The organism is Pseudomonas sp. LAIL14HWK12:I1 (genome assembly GCF_003202095.1).
Lineage (GTDB): Bacteria > Pseudomonadota > Gammaproteobacteria > Pseudomonadales > Pseudomonadaceae > Aquipseudomonas > Aquipseudomonas monteilii.
The window spans coordinates 437,248-454,930 of record NZ_QJKG01000003.1 but is presented as its reverse complement, the minus strand read 5'-3'; the positions used below and the strand labels follow the sequence as shown (position 1 = coordinate 454,930).

Here is a 17,683-nt window from a genome sequence, read left to right as displayed (position 1 = left end):
GTGTTCTCTTGTTGTTTTTGTATTGTCTGAGCCGGCCTCTTCGCAGGCTTGCCCGCGAAGAGGCCAACACCGATCTAGCGGATGAACACCTGCGGCGTCGTAGTCGACATGTCACCACCCGGCAACCTGATGTTGTTCACTTTCTCCAGCGTATCCGGGTTGAACACCGCCAGGTCGTTGAAGGTGCCGCCCAGGTACAGTTTGTCGCCCTTCTTGTCGAAGGTGACGCAGTAATAGGTGTGCTCCAGATTAGCCGCCTTGATCAGCTTGCGCTGCTTGATGTCGTACTTGGCCAGGCGGTTGAGCACGCCGTAGATCTGGTTCGGGTCCTTGGGCGAACGCAAGCCGGTGAAGTACAGCTCGGTCAGGTCGGCGAACTCCTGCGTGTGGGTCTTGCCGGTCTTCAGGTCGACGCTCAGGTAGCCGTACAACAGCTCGGCCTCGTTCGGGTCCTGCTTGGCATCCTTGAACTTGGCAATGGTGTACAGCATCGAGAACTCGTGGCGGGGGTTCTGGTGCGGCCAGAAGTACAGCACGTCCGGGGCGCTGTAGCCTTTACGGTTCCAGTTGCGCAGCGGCAAGGCCACCGAATGCTTGCCGGTCTTCACGTCCATCTTGTAAATATCCGGCCCGGCAAAATACAAGGTGCCATCGTCGGCGGTACGCATCAGGTACACCTGACGCGGCATCGGGAAGGTCCGCACTGGCTTTGCCTGCAATCCATCGGCGGTGTTGAACACTTCCAGCCGTGGTGGCTTGACCACGTAGTGGTCGTTCAGCATCTGGGTCGGGTTGACCGTGGCGTACACTTCCTTGCCGTCGGGGCTGATGGCGAACGAGTACATCGACCGGCCCACTTCGCCTGCCACGCTGGACAGGTTGGCGTGGAAGGTGTTCTTGCAGGTGTCCAGGTCGATGCCGTAGATGTCACCGTAGTGGTTGTTCAACACGTAGGCAGTGCGGTTGTCCGGCGCCATCATTGCGGTGCCGGGGCCGAACTTGTCGGGCATGACACAGCTCTTGTACACCGTATCAGTGGCCACATCGACCACATGCAGGTTGTTCGGGTAGTTGGTCACGATCATGTATTCGTGGCCAGCCTTCAGTGCCGGCCCGGTATCGTCGGCCTGTGCCAGGCCGGTACACGCCATGGCGGCGATGGTGAGCGCGAGTGACGCGCAGCGTCCAGCTTTCATGCGGTTTCCCCTTGTCATTCTTGTTGGGCCGGTCACTTGTCTTTCGGGAACACAGTGCCGAGGTTGCGCCAGTCATCCGCCGAGTTGGTGGCCTGGGCGTTCCAGTCCTGATAGGTGCTCATCATGTCCGGCACCTGGGCCGGCCACCAGCAAGGGTCGGAGCAACCATACAGGTCGGCTTCCATCGGCTGGCACAGCGAGCTCACGCCACCAAAGGCGTCCACTTCCCAACCCGGGTCGGTGGTGGCCGTACAGCCGGCCACTGCACTCATGGCCATGACTTCTTCGACGCGGTCTTCGGCAGCGGCCTGTTCGAGGATGCGCGCCTTGTTGTTCAGGGGCTTCAAGTGCTTCATGTCAGTGCGCCTTCCGCGGAGTGATGTAGCGATCGATGAAGGCCGGGTTGGCGGCCATGATGCGGCTGTAGACTTCGATGCCGAAGTCGACCCAGTCGCGCATCAGTTCGCAGTAGTGGTACGTCGGGTGCTGCGGGTCGCCGTAGCGCGCATAGCTTTCGTGGTAGCAGCCGCCAGAGCACAGGTTGCGGATACGGCAGCTCTCGCAGCCGGTGTTGCTGCGGTCCAGGCGCTGCGACAGGAAGTCGTTGAGCTGCGCCTGCTTCACGCCCTGGTGCACGTTGCCGAAGGTCGGCAGGCTAGAGCCGGTGAAGCGGTGGCACAGGTTCAGCTCGCCTTCGTGGTCCACCGCCAGCATCTTCAACCCGGCGCCGCACGGCAGCGCCTTCTTGTGGCCTTCGTGGATGTCGGTAATCAACTGGTGCAGGTTGGAGAATCCGATGTTGCGGTGCTCCAGCGCCGCCTCCAGGTACTTGCGGCCCAGCGCTTTCATATTGGCGAACACCTGCACCAGCTCTTCGCCAGTGAGGTTGAAGTCGGCCATGTCGCCGGAGGTGACCGGGGCAAAGCCCACTTCGGCGAAGCCCATTTCGTTGAACAGGTGGTTCCAGATGGTCTCGACGTCGGTGATGCCACGGGTTAGCGTGACCCGCGCGCCCACCGGGCGGCTGGTGTAGCGCGACAGCAGCAGGTCGGCCTTGCGCCGCACCACGTCATAGGTGCCCTGCCCGCCCACGGTGATGCGGTTGCGGTCGTGCACGGTCTTCGGGCCGTCGATGCTGATCGACAGGCCGAAGCGGTGGGCGTTGAGCCAGTCGATGATCTCTTCGGTCAGCAAGGTGGCGTTGGTGGTCATGATGAACTCCACCGCTTTGCCTGCCTCGGCGAAACGCCGCTCGCAGTAAGCCACCATGTGCTCGATCAACGGCCGGTTGGACAGCGGTTCGCCACCGAAGAACACCACGCTGTAGCGGTCCTCGTTGGGCGATTCCTTGAGCAGCATCTCCACCGAGGCTTCGGCGGTGGCGGTGCTCATCTTCTTGCCGGCGGACGGTTTGTCCAGGTCTTCCTTGTAGCAATAGGTGCAGCTGAGGTTGCAGCCGGTGTTGACGTTGAGCACCACGGTATTCAGCGCAGTGCGCTCGACCTGCCTGAGGGCGATTTCCGGGGTCAGCGGCGAGCCGTCGCTGACCAGCTCCAGCGCGATCAGTTCGCGCAGGGTGTCCTGGATATCGTCGCCGGCAAACTGCTGGCCCAGGCGCTGCATCAGCTCCTCGGCCGAACAACCTTGCTGGCGCAAGGCGTCGATGATGCTGCCTGTCACGGCATCTGTGGCAAACAGCGAACTGCTGGGAATATGGAACAGCATGCGGTCGGCATCGACCTGCACTTCATGCAGGTTGCGTTCGACCAGGTTCAGTAGCGCGCCCATGGCGACCTCCCGATAATCGATCCGTTGGAAAACCGTTGCGCCCTGCCGTTACGGCAGCGGCGGGTTGTTCCAGCGCTGAACGGTGACGATCATGTGCCCTTCGCCAGTCTGGCCACCGTCGGCCAAGGTGGCGATGACCTTCAGGTTACCGGCGTTGTTGGTCATCATTTTGCGCTCAGGGTTGGGGCCGGCACCGCCTGGCACGAACACGCCATCGGCCTGCATCTTGCCGGCGAACTTCACGTCCTCATCCTCGACCGCACGTTCGTTGAACGGCTCGACTTTCCAGGTGGCTGGCAGGTAGCCGATGCGCAGAGGCTGGCCGCTGGCGTCTTTACCCCAGGCCTCGGCTTCGAAACGGCCCTGCACTTTCGGTACCGAAGCACCGTTCTCGCCAATGCGGGCAATGGAGAATGCCGGCACGACCTTCACTTCCTCGACCTTGTCGTATACCGCCAGGCTTGCACCTTTGAGCGCGCCCACTGCAACCTCGCGCTGGCCAGGCTTGGCATCGGCGGCTGCGCGGGCCTTGACCCGCACCAGGGTCGGGGTTTGCTCCAGCACTTCGGTCACCTCCACCCCGGCACCCAGGTCGGGCTTGCCGTCCAGGCCGCTGCCTACCAGGGTGATCTCGCTTTCGCCGCCCGCCTTGATAAATGCCGGCTGTACGGCAAGCAGGCGTGCCTTGCCTTCCTTCACCGCAGTGAAGTCCAGGCCACGTTCATCGTGCTCGGCCTCGAACATGCGGCCTTTCATTTCGCCATCCAGTGCCGCGAACACCTGACGCAGGTTGGCGTCTCCCACCTTGACGTTGCCGCGCCATTCATAGCCGTTGTACAGGATTGCCGTGCCACTGCCGTTGAACGGCGTGCCATCGGCATAAGCGCCCTTGACCTCCACCTTGAAGGTATCGCCCTGGTCGGCGGTGACGCTCATCACCCCGCGCACATCGCCCTTGGCCAGCATGTGCCCGCTGAAGGCCCATTGCCCCGGCAGCACATCGGCGCTCGGCTTGGCCTTCTGCCACTCGGCCCAGGCCGGGTTGTCCAGCGGGTAACGCTTGGCAAGTTCCGGTACCACCTGTTGCAGGGCAATCGGCAGCCAGTCGCGGTCACGCGCCTGGGCCTGGTATTCGAGGGACGGCCATTGGCCGAGGTGGAAGTTGACCAGGTGCTCCCATTCCTTGGCCGGGCGACGCTGCAAGGCCACGCGGGCACCGGAGTGGCAACGGCCACAGGTTTCACTGAGCTGGGTATCGAAGTGCTCGACGGTGTTCAGCCGGCGTTCCATGGCGTAGCGCACACCATCGGTTTCGCTGGGCGCCAGGCCCTGCTTGTCGGCCAGGTACTTGACCAGCGTGCGACGGTCGTCGTCGCTGATCTGCAGGCCGTGCATCACCTGCATGCGGGCGATGCTCATCAGCCAGCCTTCCGGCGTTTTTCGCTGGTGGCTGATGCGGCTGTAGGTATCGTTGCCTTCGGGGATATGGCACCCCATACACTTGTTCTGCAACAGGCTCGGGCCCTGCTCGGCCGCCATGGCCTGGGTGCTCAGCAGCGCGGCGGCGACCAGCGCCAGTTTGCCCGCATGCCGCCGGAGTCGAGTCGTCTTCAAGGTCAGACCTCCACGGTTGTTGTTCTTATCGTTTTTCGCACGCTTTGGTACAGCAGGTGTGCATGTGGCAGTTGTGATACAGGAACTGTGCCAGATGCTGCAAAAGCGTTGTCTTTCAGGCTTTTAGGCCGTTTTCTGGTCTTGGCCAGCATCCAGGATGGCTAATTGCAGCGTGCCATTTCGCGACAGGGTGTTTCATCCTGAGACAGGGCCTACTGCACAGGCCTTCGCGGGCTCGCCCGCTCTCACAGCAATTGCGAAATGCCTGAGTACAGCCACTGTTTCACCACCGTCTCACAGCGTCTCAATGTGCAACAGCGCACACCTGCAATCACAGCCTTGCACCCAGGCAAAACCCAATGCCTTCAACACCTTGCGACCAATTGCCCACCTTGGCACGGCCATTGCGCCTGTGCCCGTCACACCCAATGACAAGAGGCACAGCCCCATGCTTTCTGAACTGCCCATCCTGCCCGCTACCCGCGCCTTTCTCGAACGCAAGCTGAAGATGCGCATCGGCGCCGACTGGCAGGAGGCCGCCAGCGGTCGCACCCTGTCGTTCCGTAACCCGGCCACTGGCGAAGTGCTGGGTGAAGTGCCCGCCGCCGAGGCCGAAGACGTCGACCGCGCCGTGCGCGCCGCACGCCAGGCCTTCGACGACTCGCCATGGAGCCGCCTGCGCCCGCGTGAACGGCAAAACCTGCTGTGGCGCCTGGCCGACCTGATGGAGCGCGACGCCCGCCAGCTGGCCGAGCTGGAATGCCTGAACAACGGCAAGAGCGCCGCCGTGGCTCAGGTGATGGACGTGCAGTTGGCCATCGATTTCCTGCGTTACATGGCCGGCTGGGCCACCAAGATCGAGGGTAGCACTGTCGAGGCCTCCATGCCGTTGATGCCCAACGACCAGTTCCACGGCTTCGTGCGCCGTGAGGCCGTCGGCGTGGTTGGCGCCATCGTCGCGTGGAACTTCCCGCTGCTGCTGGCCTGCTGGAAGCTCGGCCCGGCCCTGGCCACCGGCTGCACCGTGGTGCTCAAGCCAGCAGATGAAACCCCGCTGAGCGTGCTCAAGCTGGCCGAACTGGTCGACGAAGCCGGTTACCCGGCGGGCGTGTTCAACGTGATCACCGGTACCGGCCTTAATGCCGGTGCCGCGCTCAGCCGCCACCCCGGCGTGGACAAGCTGACCTTCACCGGCTCTACCGAAGTCGGCAAGCTGATCGGCAAGGCGGCCATGGACAACATGACCCGCGTCACCCTGGAGCTCGGCGGCAAGTCGCCAACCATCGTCATGCCCGACGCCAACCTGCAGGAAGCGGCTGCGGGTGCGGCCACAGCGATCTTCTTCAACCAGGGCCAGGTGTGCTGCGCCGGCTCGCGCCTGTATGTGCACCGCAAGCACTTCGACAACGTGGTGGCCGACATCGCCGGCATCGCCAATGGCATGAAACTGGGCAGCGGCCTGGACCCGGCCGTGCAAATGGGGCCGCTGATTTCGGCCAAGCAGCAGGACCGCGTCACCGGCTACATCGAGCTGGGTCGCGAGCTGGGCGCGACCATCGCCTGCGGAGGCGAAAGCTTTGGCCCGGGCTACTTCGTCAAGCCGACGGTGATTGTCGATGTCGACCAGCGCCACCGCCTGGTGCAGGAAGAAATCTTCGGGCCGGTGCTGGTGGCGATGCCGTTCGATGACATCGACGAAGTGATCGGCATGGCCAACGACAACCCCTATGGCCTGGGCGCTAGCATCTGGTCCAACGACCTGGCAGCGGTGCACCGGATGATCCCGCGTATCAAGTCGGGGTCGGTCTGGGTCAACTGCCACAGCGCGCTGGACCCGGCATTGCCATTTGGTGGCTACAAGATGTCTGGCGTCGGCCGTGAGATGGGCGCAGCGGCCATCGAACATTACACCGAGCTCAAATCGGTGTTGATCAAACTCTGATCTTTTTCCTGTACCGGCCCTTCGGGTTCACCCGCGAAAGGGCCGGCACAGGCAGCCCGAAAACAACAATAAAAAACCATGGAGCACACCATGAGGCACACTCTCGCCTGCACGCTGACCCTGCTGATCACCGCCCCCCTCACCCAGGCCCACGAGCTGTACAACCACAACGGCACCACCCTCAACGCCGACCTCGAAGCCCTGTTTGGCGTGTTCCACAGCGACGAAAGCTTCAACCAGGCCGGCAACCGCCAGCCCGGCAGCACCGCCTGGCAGGAGGGCTACGTCAAATACGGCCTCAGCGGCAGCCAGGCCCTGCCCGATGCAGGCGCATTCTACGGCGCGTTCAACCTGCTCAGCTCCGCCACCTGGGGCGACGGCGACGCCGCCGGCCTGACCTTGGGCGACGAACGCCGCACCGCCATCGAAGACCTTTACCTGGGCTGGCGCTCGGCCAACCTGTTCCCGGCTTTGGGCGAAGATGGCGTAGACATTTCTGGCGGCCGCCAGGTGGTGACACTGGGTGACGGCTTCCTCATTCAGGGTGACCCGGTGAACCTGGGCAAGGTCGACCTGGGCGCCAACTTCGACCGTGGCGGCGCCTACTACCTGGCCGCCCGTAAAGCCTTCGACCGCACCGCAGTCCTGCGCCTGGGCGGCAAACAAGGCTGGCGCGGCGACCTGATGTGGCTGAAGTCCGACAACCATTACCAGGCCGACACGTCGCTGGCAGTAGCCAACCTGGAACACGTCGCCGACGCCGGCACCGTGGGCCTCAGCTGGATACGCGGCCTGGACGTTGACCAGCGCTACGCGCAGATCATGGGTCTGGAGCACCGCGACGGCATGGACACCGCCAGCCTGCGCGGGCGCGGTAACCTGGGCGTGAAAGACCTGGAGCTGGCCGCCGAATACGTGACCCAGGACAAGGCCGGCGGGCGTGAGAATGCCTGGTACCTGGAGGGCAGCTGGACGTTCTCCGAGCTCCCCTGGTCGCCCACCGCCACCTACCGCTACAGCCGCTTTTCCGAAGGTTTCGACCCACTGTTCTATGGCCTGAGCCGGGGTTATGGCACCTGGTTCCAGGGTGAAGTGGCGGCCAACTATGCCGGGCCGTTCAACAAGAACAGCCAAGTGCACCACATGGCGCTCAAAGGCAAGCCGCGGGACAACCTGACTGTGGGCGCACTGTACTTCGACTTCGACACGCTGGACACGGACCCGGGCAACCTCGGCGGGCGGGAGCTGGACCTGTATGTGGAATGGATGGTCAACGACCACCTGCTGATCAGCCCGTTGGTGGGGTTCTACAAGCCGGAGCGCAGTGCGGATAATGGGGGCACGCAACTGGGTAGCCGGGATACCGGAGCCTATATGCAACTGATTGTCGGCACCTTCTTCTGACTCAAGGCCCTATCGCAGGCAAGCCAGCTCCCCCGGTACTGCACAAAGCCTGAGCCTTGTGCAGTACCGGGGGAGCGCACTCAGCTGGAAAAGCTGCTAGCCCCTTGACTCAACGCCTCCTCGACAAAGTCCAGGCGGTCCTGCCCAAAGAACATCGCCTCACCCACAAAACAGGTCGGCGCACCAAACACCCCACGCGCCACAGCCGCTTCGGTCGCCTGCTTGAGCGCCGCCTTCACTTCACCGTCAGCCGTCAGTGCGTGAAAAGCCTGTGGATCGAAGCCTGCCGCTGTCAGTGCTTCATCCAGAACGGCGCTGTCGCCCAGGTTACGCCGCTGCCCCCACAGCCCATTGAACAGCGCCGACAGCAATGACTCGAACCGCTCCGGTGAATGCAACTGGGTGCCGATCACGCCGCGCATCAAGCTCAGCGTATTGACCGGGAACCCCGGCGGCATGCCGAAGGGCACGCCATACCGAGCGGCAAAGCGCGCCAGGTCGGTGAACATGTAGCGGCCCTTGGCCGGGATCATGGCCGGCGAAGCATTGCCAGTCGCCTGGAAAACGCCTCCCAGCAAAATTGGCCGGTAGCGCAGTGTGGCACCCTGGCGAGCGCACAGGCCCGGCAGTTGCGTCCAGGCCAGGTAGCTGGCCGGGCTGCCCAGGTCAAAATAGAAATCGAGGGTGTTGTGCATGGGTTTCGGTCCTTGCTGGGTGAGAGGGGCTTACCAACGTTCCATCCAGGGGCGCAGGTCCAGTTCGAATGTCCAGGCGTCTCGCGGCTGGGCGTGCAAGAACCAGTAACTGTCGGCAATGTGCGCGGGGTCGAGGATGCCATCCTGATCCTTGAGGGCGTAACGCTCGGGGAAGCTGTCACGGATGAATGCCGTGTCGATGGCCCCGTCTACCACCACATGCGCGACATGGATGTTCCGCGGCCCCAGCTCGCGCGCCATGCTCTGGGCCAGGGCACGCAAGCCATGCTTGGCCCCGGCAAAAGCGGCGAACCCGGCTGCACCACGCGTGCCAGCCGTGGCGCCAGTGAACAGAATGGTGCCACGCTCACGTTGGACCATGCGCCGGGCAACTGCTTGAGCCGTGAGAAAACCGGCAAAGCAGGCCATTTCCCAGATCTTGAAGTACTTGCGCGGGGTTTCTTCAAGAATGCTGCAGGGAACATTGGCACCGATATTGAAGACAAACGCCTCGATAGGGCCAATATCACGCTCGATAGTCTCGACCAGCGCGGCCACTTCATCCTCCTTGCGCGCGTCAGAACCAAACCCATGGGCCTGGCCGCCGGCAGCGTGTATTTCCTCCAGCAACGGTTGCAGTTTTTCGGCCTGGCGCCGGGTCACGCAAGCGACATAACCCTCGCGGGCGAAGCGCTTGGCAATCTCACCCCCGGTGGCGTCGCCCGCACCAATCACCAGCACTACTTTTTGTTGTTCTGCCATGCCTGCCTCCATTGGTGAATGATCGTTTAGTAAACGAACGCTATGTTAAGATCGCGATCATCGTCAAGTCCGTGTGCAGAGGCATGTGAATGCGCTACTCCCATGAACATAAACAGCAAACCCGCGAGCGGCTGCTGGCCAGCAGCGGCGCGCTGGCCAAGCGGGGAGGTTTTTCCAGCACCGGCGTGGCCGGGCTGATGAAAGCGATCGGCCTGACCGGCGGCGCCTTCTACAACCACTTCCCGTCCAAAGACGACCTGTTCACTGAAGTGGTACGCCAGGAGCTGTGCAACAGCCCGCTGGCACGCCTGGCCAGTTCGGGGGCAAGCCGCGAGCGGCTGGGCCGTTGCCTGCAGCAATACCTGAGCCTGGCCCACCTGAACAATGCCGAGGGTGGCTGCCCGCTGCCGCCGCTGGGTGTGGAAATCGCCCGGGCCGCCGCACCCGTGCGCGAAGAGGCCGAGCACTGGCTGGTCAGCCTGCATCAGGCCTGGAGTGCAACACTGGAGGATGATCAACTGGCCTGGGTGCTCATCAGCCAATGCGTCGGTGCGTTGATGGTCGGGCGCATGCTGGCCACTGAGCGGGTGCAGTCGCAGGTGCTGGACGCAAGCCGCCAGTTTGTCGAAAAGGCTCTGCATGAAGCGGATTAGCCTGCTACTGGGCCTCACGCTGGCGCTGCCCGCGCTTGCCGAACAAGCGTGCCCACCCGGGCAATACCAAGTGTGCCTGATGGAGTGTTTTTGTGCACCGATAGACCCTGGTCAGGCCGGCCAGATTCTCAAGGATGTGGAGGTCATGGCGTCTTCCAGCCTGACGTTCGCCTTGCGCCAGGCCAGGGATGAGGCCACCGCCAACGGCGTCGAGCCAATCCCGCTGCATATCCGGGCGCAACTCGAACCTTGGTACGACTTTGCCGTGCTTGACGCAGCGCGCTTCCGGGTGGGTGACGAACAGCAGATGAGCGCGGCCAATGCATTGTTGCAAAACCCTGATGTGAACGCTGTGACGCTGATCGACACGATCATCTTCCGCCGGGCCGACGACGCCGAAAACAACGTGGCCTTGTGGGCGCATGAGCTCAAGCATGTGCAGCAATATCAGGAACTGGGGGTAGAGGAATTCGCCCGGCGCTATACGCGCGACTACGACGACCTGGAGGGACCGGCCTACAAGATCGAGGCAGAGGTGGGCAAAGCACTGCGCGAACGCGGCTCGGGCCAGGCCAGATAGCAGCAGCGGTGCGCGACGCTGTGGGCGCGTCCGCTGCGCTTGGTTTTTCAGGACGCCGCCGATGCCTCTTCTGCCACCTGCTCTCGGCTGGCATAACGCTGCGCCAACACCGCGCAGACCATCAGCTGGATCTGGTGGAACAGCATCAGCGGCAAGATCATCGCACCAATGCCGCTACCCACGAACAACACCTGGGCCATCGGTACGCCGGTCGCCAGGCTCTTCTTGGAGCCGGCGAACAGGATGGTGATACGGTCTTCCAGGTCAAAGCCCAGCACCTTGCTCAGCAGACGAGTGCCGAACAGCACCACCGCCAGCAAAATCCCGCACACGGCGAACAACCCGGCCAGATGCTGCGGCGATACCGTGTGCCACAGCCCGGTGACGACTGCCTCGCTGAAGGCGGTGTACACCACCAGCAAGATCGAGCCCTGGTCCACCACCTTGAGCCAACGGGCATTGCGCTTGACCCAGGCGCCGATCCAGCGCCGCGCAATCTGCCCCGCCACGAACGGCACCAGCAGTTGCAGGGTGATCTTCAGCACGGCATCCAGGCCAGAGCCGGTGTCGCCACTGGCGCCCAGCAGCATCATCACCAGCAACGGGGTAAGGAAGATGCCCAGCAGGCTGGACGCGGCAGCACTGCAAATGGCCGCCGGCACATTGCCACGGGCCAGCGAAGTGAACGCGATGGCCGACTGCACGGTAGCAGGCAAGGCACACAGGTAGAGCACGCCCAGGTACAGTTCATTACCCACCAGCGGCACGAACAGCGGCTTGAAGGCCAGGCCCAGCAGCGGGAACAGCACAAACGTGCAGGAGAACACCAGCAGGTGCAGGCGCCAGTGCCCGGCACCGGCAATGATCGCCTCACGCGACAGCTTGGCGCCGTGCAGGAAGAACAGCAGGCCGATGGCCAGGTTGGTCAGCCAACCGAAATACACTGCGCCATCGCCCGAGCAAGGCAGCACGGTGGCTATCAGCACCACCCCGAGCAAGGCCAGGGTGAAATTGTCGAATAACATGCGCAAATACTTCATCACTGTGTCCATCTTGTCATTGTGCAAGGGCAAACGATAAGGTCTGCGGCTTTTCGCCGCTAACGCCGGAACCCCCACTGGTATCGCTCAACGGACACGCTCCACAAAAGGACCCCCACCATGCCCCTCTCCCGCCTGGCCGCGCTCGCGGCCGCCATTACCCTCACCTTGGGCCATGCCAACGCCAAGGCCGATGACCAGCTGCAAGCCAAGGTAGACCGTATCATCCGCCCACTGATGCAGGCGCAAGGCATCAGTGGCATGGCCGTGGCCATCTACGCCCGCGACCACGCGCACTACTTCAGCTACGGCGTGGCCAGCAAGGCCGACAACGTGCCGGTGAGCCGTGACACGCTGTTCGAGATCGGTTCGGTGAGCAAGACCTACACCGCCACCCTGGCTGCACTGGCCAGTGCCGAGGGCCAGTTGGACCTCACAGCGCCGGCCAAGCGCTACCACCCGGCGCTGGCCGGCACGCCCATCGGCGACGCGACGGTGCTGGAACTGGGCGCCTACAGTGCCGACTGCCTGCCCTTGCAGTTCCCGGATGCAGTGCAAAGCCCGCAGCAGGTCGTCGATTTCTTCCGACACTGGCAGCCCCACGCCAAGCCCGGTACGCAACGCTGCTATTCCAACCCTAGCCTTGGCTTGTTTGGTGACCTTGCCGCCCGCGCGCAGCACCAGCCGTTCGCCACACTGATGACCGAAGGCCTGCTGCCGAAAATGGGCCTGGAGAACACGTACCTGCACATCCCGGCCAGCGCCCAGGCCCTTTATGCCCAAGGGTACGATGCCGCCGAAAAACCGGTGCGCGTTGGCCCCGGCCCGTACGCCGACGAAGCCTACGGCATCAAGACCAGTGCCAGCGACTTGCTGCGTTACGTGCGCCTGCAGATGCAGCCTGAAGGCTTGCCACCGGCACTGGTGAAAGCCATCGACATCACCCAGCAAGGCTACTTCCAGGTCGGCGCCATGACGCAGGGCCTGGGCTGGGAACGCTACCCCTACCCGGCAACCCTGGCCACGCTGGTCGATGGCAACAGCCCGCGGCTGATCCGTGAACCCCAGGCAACCACACGCTTGCAACCGGCCCTGCCCGCCCAGCCGGCTGCCTGGTACAACAAGACCGGTTCAACCAACGGTTTTGGGGCCTACGCCGCGTTCGTGCCTTCCGAACAGCTGGCGATCGTATTGCTGGCCAACCGAAACTACCCGAACGAAGCGCGGGTGCGCGCCGCCTTCGAGATACTGTCCGGCCTGTAGTACGAGCAGCGATTGTCGAACAAAACGACAGAAATGTAGTGCCAAAAAATATTCACTACAAAATGGTTGACGCCGTTCATCGCCCTTGTGCATGATGAAGCCGTCTCCCCGATCGGGAGCGGTGGCAAGGGTGTTCCAGACGGCCTGCGCGGTAACGCAGGCCGTCCGTGGAGAGGGAAACTGTCCAAAAGGCAGCGTGAGAAAGCCCCTGTTGCGATGCTGCTGTAGCAGCCTTGGTAGTGCGCTACACCGTGGTAGCGCCAACTGTGAAAATCACCTACGAATGGGTAATGGGGGCTTTATGATGAACTTGAACAACAATCCGACTATCGACCAATTGGCCCAGCTGTTCGCCGTGCGCAAAGACAGCCTTGACGACCACCTGCTGTGGGTCAGCCAAACCGGTGAAGTGCGCCTCGACCGCCTGCCACCGAACACCGTCGAAGATGAATTTGAAGAGCACCTGCCCAGCATGCGTGCACGCTTCAAGGTCTACCGCCGTGGCCAGGGCTACGTCGGCAAGAAGGCCGCCGCCGACACCGAGTTCGTTGGCCGCGTGCTGCAGACCCTGCAACAAGAATGGCCCGCTGCCCGTGAGCAGCAGGCAGTCAAGGTGATCGAACCGCTCAATTGAGGGTTCCCGCCTATACCTGAGCCCGGCCCACTTTGGCCGGGCTTTTTCATGCCTGGCGCCGCTGGCTGCAGTTTTCTGGCAAGGGCAAGGCACCGGTTGCCATCGCCCGGGCGCGGTTGACACCCCATACCAGGGCGCGGGTCATGGTCTCACCCGGCCGTGTCGGGTAGTACTCCTCCAGCAGTGCGCGCCCATCTCCAGCGTACAACCCCAAAAACAGCTGGGTGGCCCCCAGGCGTGACAGGCGCACCTGCACATCCAGCGTGGTGCCGTCACTGAGGGCTTCATCGTGGCTGCGGCTGTGCAGTTGGGCGTCGGCCCACTGCCAATAGGTCTGTTCCCTGACTCGCATGAGCATTCAATCCTCCGTTACTGGAATGCCCCACCAGAAAACCACAACCTCGGCCAGCCGGCGAGTGCTACCCGGCAATGCCATGAGGCGGATCAACAAAGCGCAATAAAAACCCCGCCATTCAGCGGGGTCATGTAGGGGGCGGGATTCACTTCTTCAGCGGAACCCGCGGCATGAAGCGGCCTTTTTTGCTGCGCTGCAGGTGTGCAGGCTGGAGCTGTTCGGAATCATCCAGCGTCATGTGGGCGAAGCCCAGACGAAAGGCCGCCTGGCCGCAACGCACCTGGCTGTTGATCGGGAACGCGTCATTCAGGTCTTCGAAAAAGGATTCGCTCATGCCCTGTCTCCCTCCAGTGGCGGTCGCGTCGGCAACCAGAAGAGCTGCCCAGGAAACGCGGCCTGTGAAAATGAGACTAGCTGGTCATTTGCGGACCGCCCGGACAAGATTCCGGCACCCGACCAGTGGCAACCCGCTCTACTTCAAGCGCACTGCCGTACCGGTGGCAAATACCACGACCATACCGCCCTGTACCGACGGAATACTGATCTCGAAATCCACACCCACTACCGCATCGGCTTGCAACTGGCGTGCCCGAGCCTTGAGTTCTTCGGTTGCCTGCTCGCGCGCCTCGCGCAGCGCGCGCTCCAGGGTTTGCGAACGGCCGCCGAACACATCACGAAAGCGTGCAAAGAAATCGCGCACGAAGTTGATGCCCTGCACCGATTCGAAGCTGACCACGCCCAGGTATTCGGCAATCGGGCGGCCTTCGAGCTGGCTGGTGGTAGAAATGATCATGGGTGCGCTCCGCTGGCCTGGCAAAAGAGGCCGATTCTAACAGAGCGCAGTCCGGCAGATGGGGCCGCTTTACGCGTTGGCCGCGCGCAAGCGTTGGCCAAGCCGCGCACCAAACACGTTTACCAGCAACCCGGCCATCACCAGCAATGCCCCCCAACCTTGGGTTGCGGTCAGCCGTTCGCCCAGCAGCAATGCAGACGAACTCAGGCCAATCACCGGCACCAGCAACGAAAAAGGTGCCACCTTGCCAGCCGGGTGGCGTGACAACAGCTTGCTCCACAAGCTGTAGCCAAGCATGGTGGCGACAAAGGCCAGGTACGCCAACGCCAGCACCGAGCTCCAGCTGATGTTGGCCAGCGCATGGCCAATGCGCTCAGGCCCTTCCAGCCACCAGGACAACGCCAGGAACGGCAACGGCGGGATCAGGCCGCCCCAGATCACCAGTGCTACCAGGTCAACCGAACCAAACCGCCGGGTGATGATGTTACCCAGGCCCCACATGGCACCGCCGCACAGGGTCAGCACCAGCGCCAGCATGGGTACATGGCCGCCGTCTTCGCTGCCGATCAATGCCAGGCCGCTGGCCGCCACCAGCAGCCCCAGCACGCTGGCCAGGCGCAGCCGCTCACCCAGGAACAATGCCGCGAAACCGAGGGTGAAGAACGCTTGCGACTGCAAAATCAACGAGGCCAGCCCTGGCGGCATGCCGCTGTACATGGCCTGGAACAGGAAGGCGAACTGGCCCAGCGAAATGGTGGCCCCGTAGGCGATCAGCCAGCGCCACGGCAGTTTGGGCCGCCTGACCAGCAAGATCGCCGGAAACGCCACCAACAAGAAGCGCAATGCTCCCAGCAACATCGGCGGCAAGCCATCGAGGCCAACCTTGATGACCACGAAGTTGACTCCCCAGGCGACAATCACCACCAGGGCGATGAGCAGGTCCTTGAGCGGCATTGCGGGTTCCTTCTTCAGGCTTTTCTAGACATATTTCGTTACAGCATAAGGCTATTCCTTCGGCAGCGACCAGCACAGTTGTGGCCAAGGGTTGCGCAACAGTGACTGTTACTGCATCCGTTCAATCCCGAAAGCCAGGCGCGGTCTTTTCCAGCATCCGCAATAGCGCCGCCCATGCCAATTGCAGTGCATCCGGGTCCGCCAGCTCCCCCTGCTTCACCCCCCTGCCCGGGTCATTGAATTGCCGCTCGGTATGCGCGCACACCGCCGGGGGCGGAAAAACCAGTTGCCCGGCACTCTGCGCCGCCAACTGGATCTCGCAGGCTTTCTCCAGGTAATACATGCGTAGAAAAGCTTCGACCACGCTGCGCCCGGTTGTCAGCAGGCCATGGTTGCGCAGGATCATCACCGGCTTGTCGCCCAGATCGGCCACCAGCCGTTGCTGCTCATCCATGTCCAGCGCAATACCCTCGTAAGCGTGGTAAGCCACCTTGCCGTAAAACTCCATAGACATCTGGTTCACCGGCAGCAGCCCACATTCCAGCGCCGCTACTGCACACCCGGCCCGGGTATGCGTGTGCAGCACGCACTGGGCATCCTCGCGGGCGGCATGAATGGCGCTATGAATGACGAAGCCGGCCGGGTTGACCGAGTGCGGCGTGGGTTCCACCAGCCTGCCCTGCAGGTCGATCTTCACCAGGCTGGAGGCCGTGATTTCATCGAACAGCAGGCCGTACGGGTTGATGAGAAAGTGATGCTCCGGCCCCGGCAGGCGCAGGGAAATGTGGGTGAAGATCAGGTCACTCATGCGAAAGTGCGCGATCAGCCGATAACAAGCCGCCAACTCCTGGCGCAAGTGCTGTTCCGTTGCGGTCATGGTATTGCCCTGATTGATGAAATGGCACGAAACTACTTGGTCGCCCAGGCATTGAAGCGCTGTTCCAGCTCTTCGCCATGGTCAACCCAGAATTTCACATTCATCGCCAGCGCCCCTTGCAGGTTCTGTGGCGAAGTGGGCACCCAGTCGGCCAAGGCCGGGTCAAGCCTGGCAGCAGCCTGGGTATTGGTAGGCCCATACGGAATCTGCTGCACATAACGCACCTGGGTATCCGGTTGATTGGCATAGGCAATCAGCCGATTGGCCTGATCCACATGCCGCGAGCCTTTTATGATCGCCCAGTAATCCATGCCATACAGGCTACCGGGCCACACGACGGCCAGCGGGCTGCCCTGTTGTGCTGCCACGGCGATGCGGCCGCTGTAGGTGGAGGTCATCACCACATCGCCTGCAGTCAACCACTGCGCTGGCTGGGCGCCCGCGTCCCACCACTGGATGTAGGGCTTGAGTTCACTCAGTTTGGCGAAGGCACGTTCAACCCCGGCCGGAGTCGACAGTACTTGGTAGACATCTTCAACCTTGACCCCATTGGCCAGCAGGGCGAACTCCAGGTTGTACACCGCACGCTTGCGCAGGCCGCGCTTGCCCGGGTACTTGTTCACATCCCAGAAGTCGGCCCACGATGTCGGTGCCTGGGCCAGCTTGTTGCGGTCGTAAGCGATCGCCACGCTCCACACCAGCGCAGCCGAGCCGCAGTCCTGCGCTGCATCAGGGATCAGTTCGGCGGCATGGCCCAAGCGTTTCCAGTCAAGGTGCTCGTACACGCCCTCGTCACAGCCACGCATCAAGTCCGGCCCTTCGATCTGCACCACGTCCCAGTCGACGTTACCGGTGTCGGCCATCACCTGGATCCGCGCCATCTCGCCGTTGTATTCGCTCTGGATCAACTTGCTGCCGTCCTGCGCACTGAACGGCTTGAAGATCGCCTCGTCCTGAGCCTTCTGGCCAGCACCACCATAAGCGACCACGACCATCTCTGGCGCGGCCTGCGCACTGCCCAGGCCAAGGGCCAGCAGCGCCGTACAAAGGCCGCTCACACATGGGAATACCTGCATCGTAGTTTCCTCCTTCCGGTGCCGCGAAGGCCCGTTTTCTTGTTGTTGTGAGGTCAC

General features: G+C 62.7%; 19 protein-coding genes. 6 read left to right on the top strand and 13 right to left on the bottom strand.

From position 1 onward, the window contains the following. Window positions 1–74 precede the first annotated feature (74 nt). The 4 genes from peaD to peaA are packed head-to-tail and all read right to left on the bottom strand — an operon-like array spanning window position 75 to window position 4,598. On the bottom strand, window positions 75–1,196 hold the full coding sequence (peaD, locus tag D906_RS11530; RefSeq protein ID WP_020424250.1) for a quinohemoprotein amine dehydrogenase subunit beta: 1,122 nt from the start codon (window positions 1,194–1,196) through the stop codon (window positions 75–77). A gap of 32 nt (window positions 1,197–1,228) precedes the next feature. Then, the gene (gene qhpC, locus D906_RS11525; RefSeq protein ID WP_012272119.1) at window positions 1,229–1,552 is read right to left on the bottom strand and encodes a quinohemoprotein amine dehydrogenase subunit gamma; all 324 of its coding nucleotides are present in this window, start codon (window positions 1,550–1,552) and stop codon (window positions 1,229–1,231) included. A gap of 1 nt (window position 1,553) precedes the next feature. After that, window positions 1,554–2,984, bottom strand: a complete 1,431-nt coding sequence (gene peaB, locus D906_RS11520; RefSeq protein ID WP_019099064.1) for a quinohemoprotein amine dehydrogenase maturation protein — start codon at window positions 2,982–2,984, stop codon at window positions 1,554–1,556. 48 nt (window positions 2,985–3,032) lie between these two features. Beyond that, window positions 3,033–4,598 carry a quinohemoprotein amine dehydrogenase subunit alpha gene (gene peaA, locus D906_RS11515; RefSeq protein WP_019099063.1) on the bottom strand — a complete coding sequence of 522 codons (1,566 nt, stop codon included), beginning with the start codon at window positions 4,596–4,598 and terminating at the stop codon, window positions 3,033–3,035. A gap of 448 nt (window positions 4,599–5,046) precedes the next feature. Between peaA and D906_RS11510 the strand changes: the two genes are divergently transcribed. Together D906_RS11510 and D906_RS11505 are read left to right on the top strand one after the other, a co-directional pair. After that, a complete protein-coding gene (locus tag D906_RS11510; protein ID WP_019099062.1) occupies window positions 5,047–6,540 on the top strand; it encodes an aldehyde dehydrogenase in 1,494 nt (497 codons plus the stop codon). A gap of 90 nt (window positions 6,541–6,630) precedes the next feature. After that, entirely contained in the window at window positions 6,631–7,944 is a 1,314-nt protein-coding gene (locus tag D906_RS11505; protein ID WP_019099061.1) for a hypothetical protein, read from the top strand. Between the two features lie 80 nt (window positions 7,945–8,024). Here D906_RS11505 and D906_RS11500 read toward each other — a convergent pair whose 3' ends face one another. Both D906_RS11500 and D906_RS11495 read right to left on the bottom strand, forming a co-directional pair. After that, entirely contained in the window at window positions 8,025–8,639 is a 615-nt protein-coding gene (locus D906_RS11500; protein WP_019099060.1) for a 2-hydroxychromene-2-carboxylate isomerase, read from the bottom strand. Window positions 8,640–8,669: 30 nt separating this feature from the next. Continuing rightward, window positions 8,670–9,401 carry an SDR family oxidoreductase gene (locus D906_RS11495; protein WP_019099059.1) on the bottom strand — a complete coding sequence of 244 codons (732 nt, stop codon included), beginning with the start codon at window positions 9,399–9,401 and terminating at the stop codon, window positions 8,670–8,672. Between the two features lie 89 nt (window positions 9,402–9,490). On the opposite strand from D906_RS11495, the gene D906_RS11490 reads away from it, so the two are divergent. Together D906_RS11490 and D906_RS11485 are read left to right on the top strand one after the other, a co-directional pair. Next, a complete protein-coding gene (locus D906_RS11490) occupies window positions 9,491–10,054 on the top strand; it encodes a TetR/AcrR family transcriptional regulator (RefSeq protein ID WP_019099058.1) in 564 nt (187 codons plus the stop codon). Next, complete coding sequence (locus tag D906_RS11485) at window positions 10,041–10,634, top strand: DUF4157 domain-containing protein (RefSeq protein WP_019099057.1); 594 nt, start codon at window positions 10,041–10,043, stop codon at window positions 10,632–10,634. Before D906_RS11490 ends, D906_RS11485 begins: the two co-directional genes overlap by 14 nt. Window positions 10,635–10,681: 47 nt before the next feature. Here the strand turns inward: D906_RS11485 and D906_RS11480 are convergent, their stop codons facing one another. After that, complete coding sequence (locus D906_RS11480; RefSeq protein WP_371105380.1) at window positions 10,682–11,674, bottom strand: bile acid:sodium symporter family protein; 993 nt, start codon at window positions 11,672–11,674, stop codon at window positions 10,682–10,684. Window positions 11,675–11,794: 120 nt separating this feature from the next. Between D906_RS11480 and ampC the strand changes: the two genes are divergently transcribed. Together ampC and D906_RS11470 are read left to right on the top strand one after the other, a co-directional pair. Beyond that, a complete protein-coding gene (gene ampC / locus D906_RS11475; RefSeq protein WP_097156164.1) occupies window positions 11,795–12,937 on the top strand; it encodes a class C beta-lactamase in 1,143 nt (380 codons plus the stop codon). Between the two features lie 301 nt (window positions 12,938–13,238). Then, complete coding sequence (locus tag D906_RS11470; RefSeq protein WP_003253895.1) at window positions 13,239–13,571, top strand: hypothetical protein; 333 nt, start codon at window positions 13,239–13,241, stop codon at window positions 13,569–13,571. 46 nt (window positions 13,572–13,617) lie between these two features. Here D906_RS11470 and D906_RS11465 read toward each other — a convergent pair whose 3' ends face one another. The 6 genes from D906_RS11465 to D906_RS11440 all read right to left on the bottom strand — a co-directional run bounded on the left by D906_RS11465 (window position 13,618) and on the right by D906_RS11440 (window position 17,626). Further along, window positions 13,618–13,929, bottom strand: coding sequence for a hypothetical protein (locus D906_RS11465; RefSeq protein ID WP_025752985.1), 312 nt, complete (start codon window positions 13,927–13,929; stop codon window positions 13,618–13,620). A gap of 142 nt (window positions 13,930–14,071) precedes the next feature. Next, window positions 14,072–14,260, bottom strand: a complete 189-nt coding sequence (locus D906_RS11460; protein WP_003253897.1) for a hypothetical protein — start codon at window positions 14,258–14,260, stop codon at window positions 14,072–14,074. A gap of 138 nt (window positions 14,261–14,398) precedes the next feature. Next, window positions 14,399–14,719 (bottom strand): YbjQ family protein, encoded by a 321-nt coding sequence (locus tag D906_RS11455; protein WP_019099053.1) that lies wholly within the window; start codon window positions 14,717–14,719, stop codon window positions 14,399–14,401. Between the two features lie 69 nt (window positions 14,720–14,788). Next, complete coding sequence (locus D906_RS11450; protein WP_019099052.1) at window positions 14,789–15,673, bottom strand: O-acetylserine/cysteine exporter; 885 nt, start codon at window positions 15,671–15,673, stop codon at window positions 14,789–14,791. A gap of 121 nt (window positions 15,674–15,794) precedes the next feature. Then, window positions 15,795–16,550 carry a class II aldolase/adducin family protein gene (locus D906_RS11445; RefSeq protein WP_019099051.1) on the bottom strand — a complete coding sequence of 252 codons (756 nt, stop codon included), beginning with the start codon at window positions 16,548–16,550 and terminating at the stop codon, window positions 15,795–15,797. Between the two features lie 32 nt (window positions 16,551–16,582). Then, window positions 16,583–17,626 carry an ABC transporter substrate-binding protein gene (locus D906_RS11440; protein WP_027615198.1) on the bottom strand — a complete coding sequence of 348 codons (1,044 nt, stop codon included), beginning with the start codon at window positions 17,624–17,626 and terminating at the stop codon, window positions 16,583–16,585. Window positions 17,627–17,683: the final 57 nt, after the last annotated feature.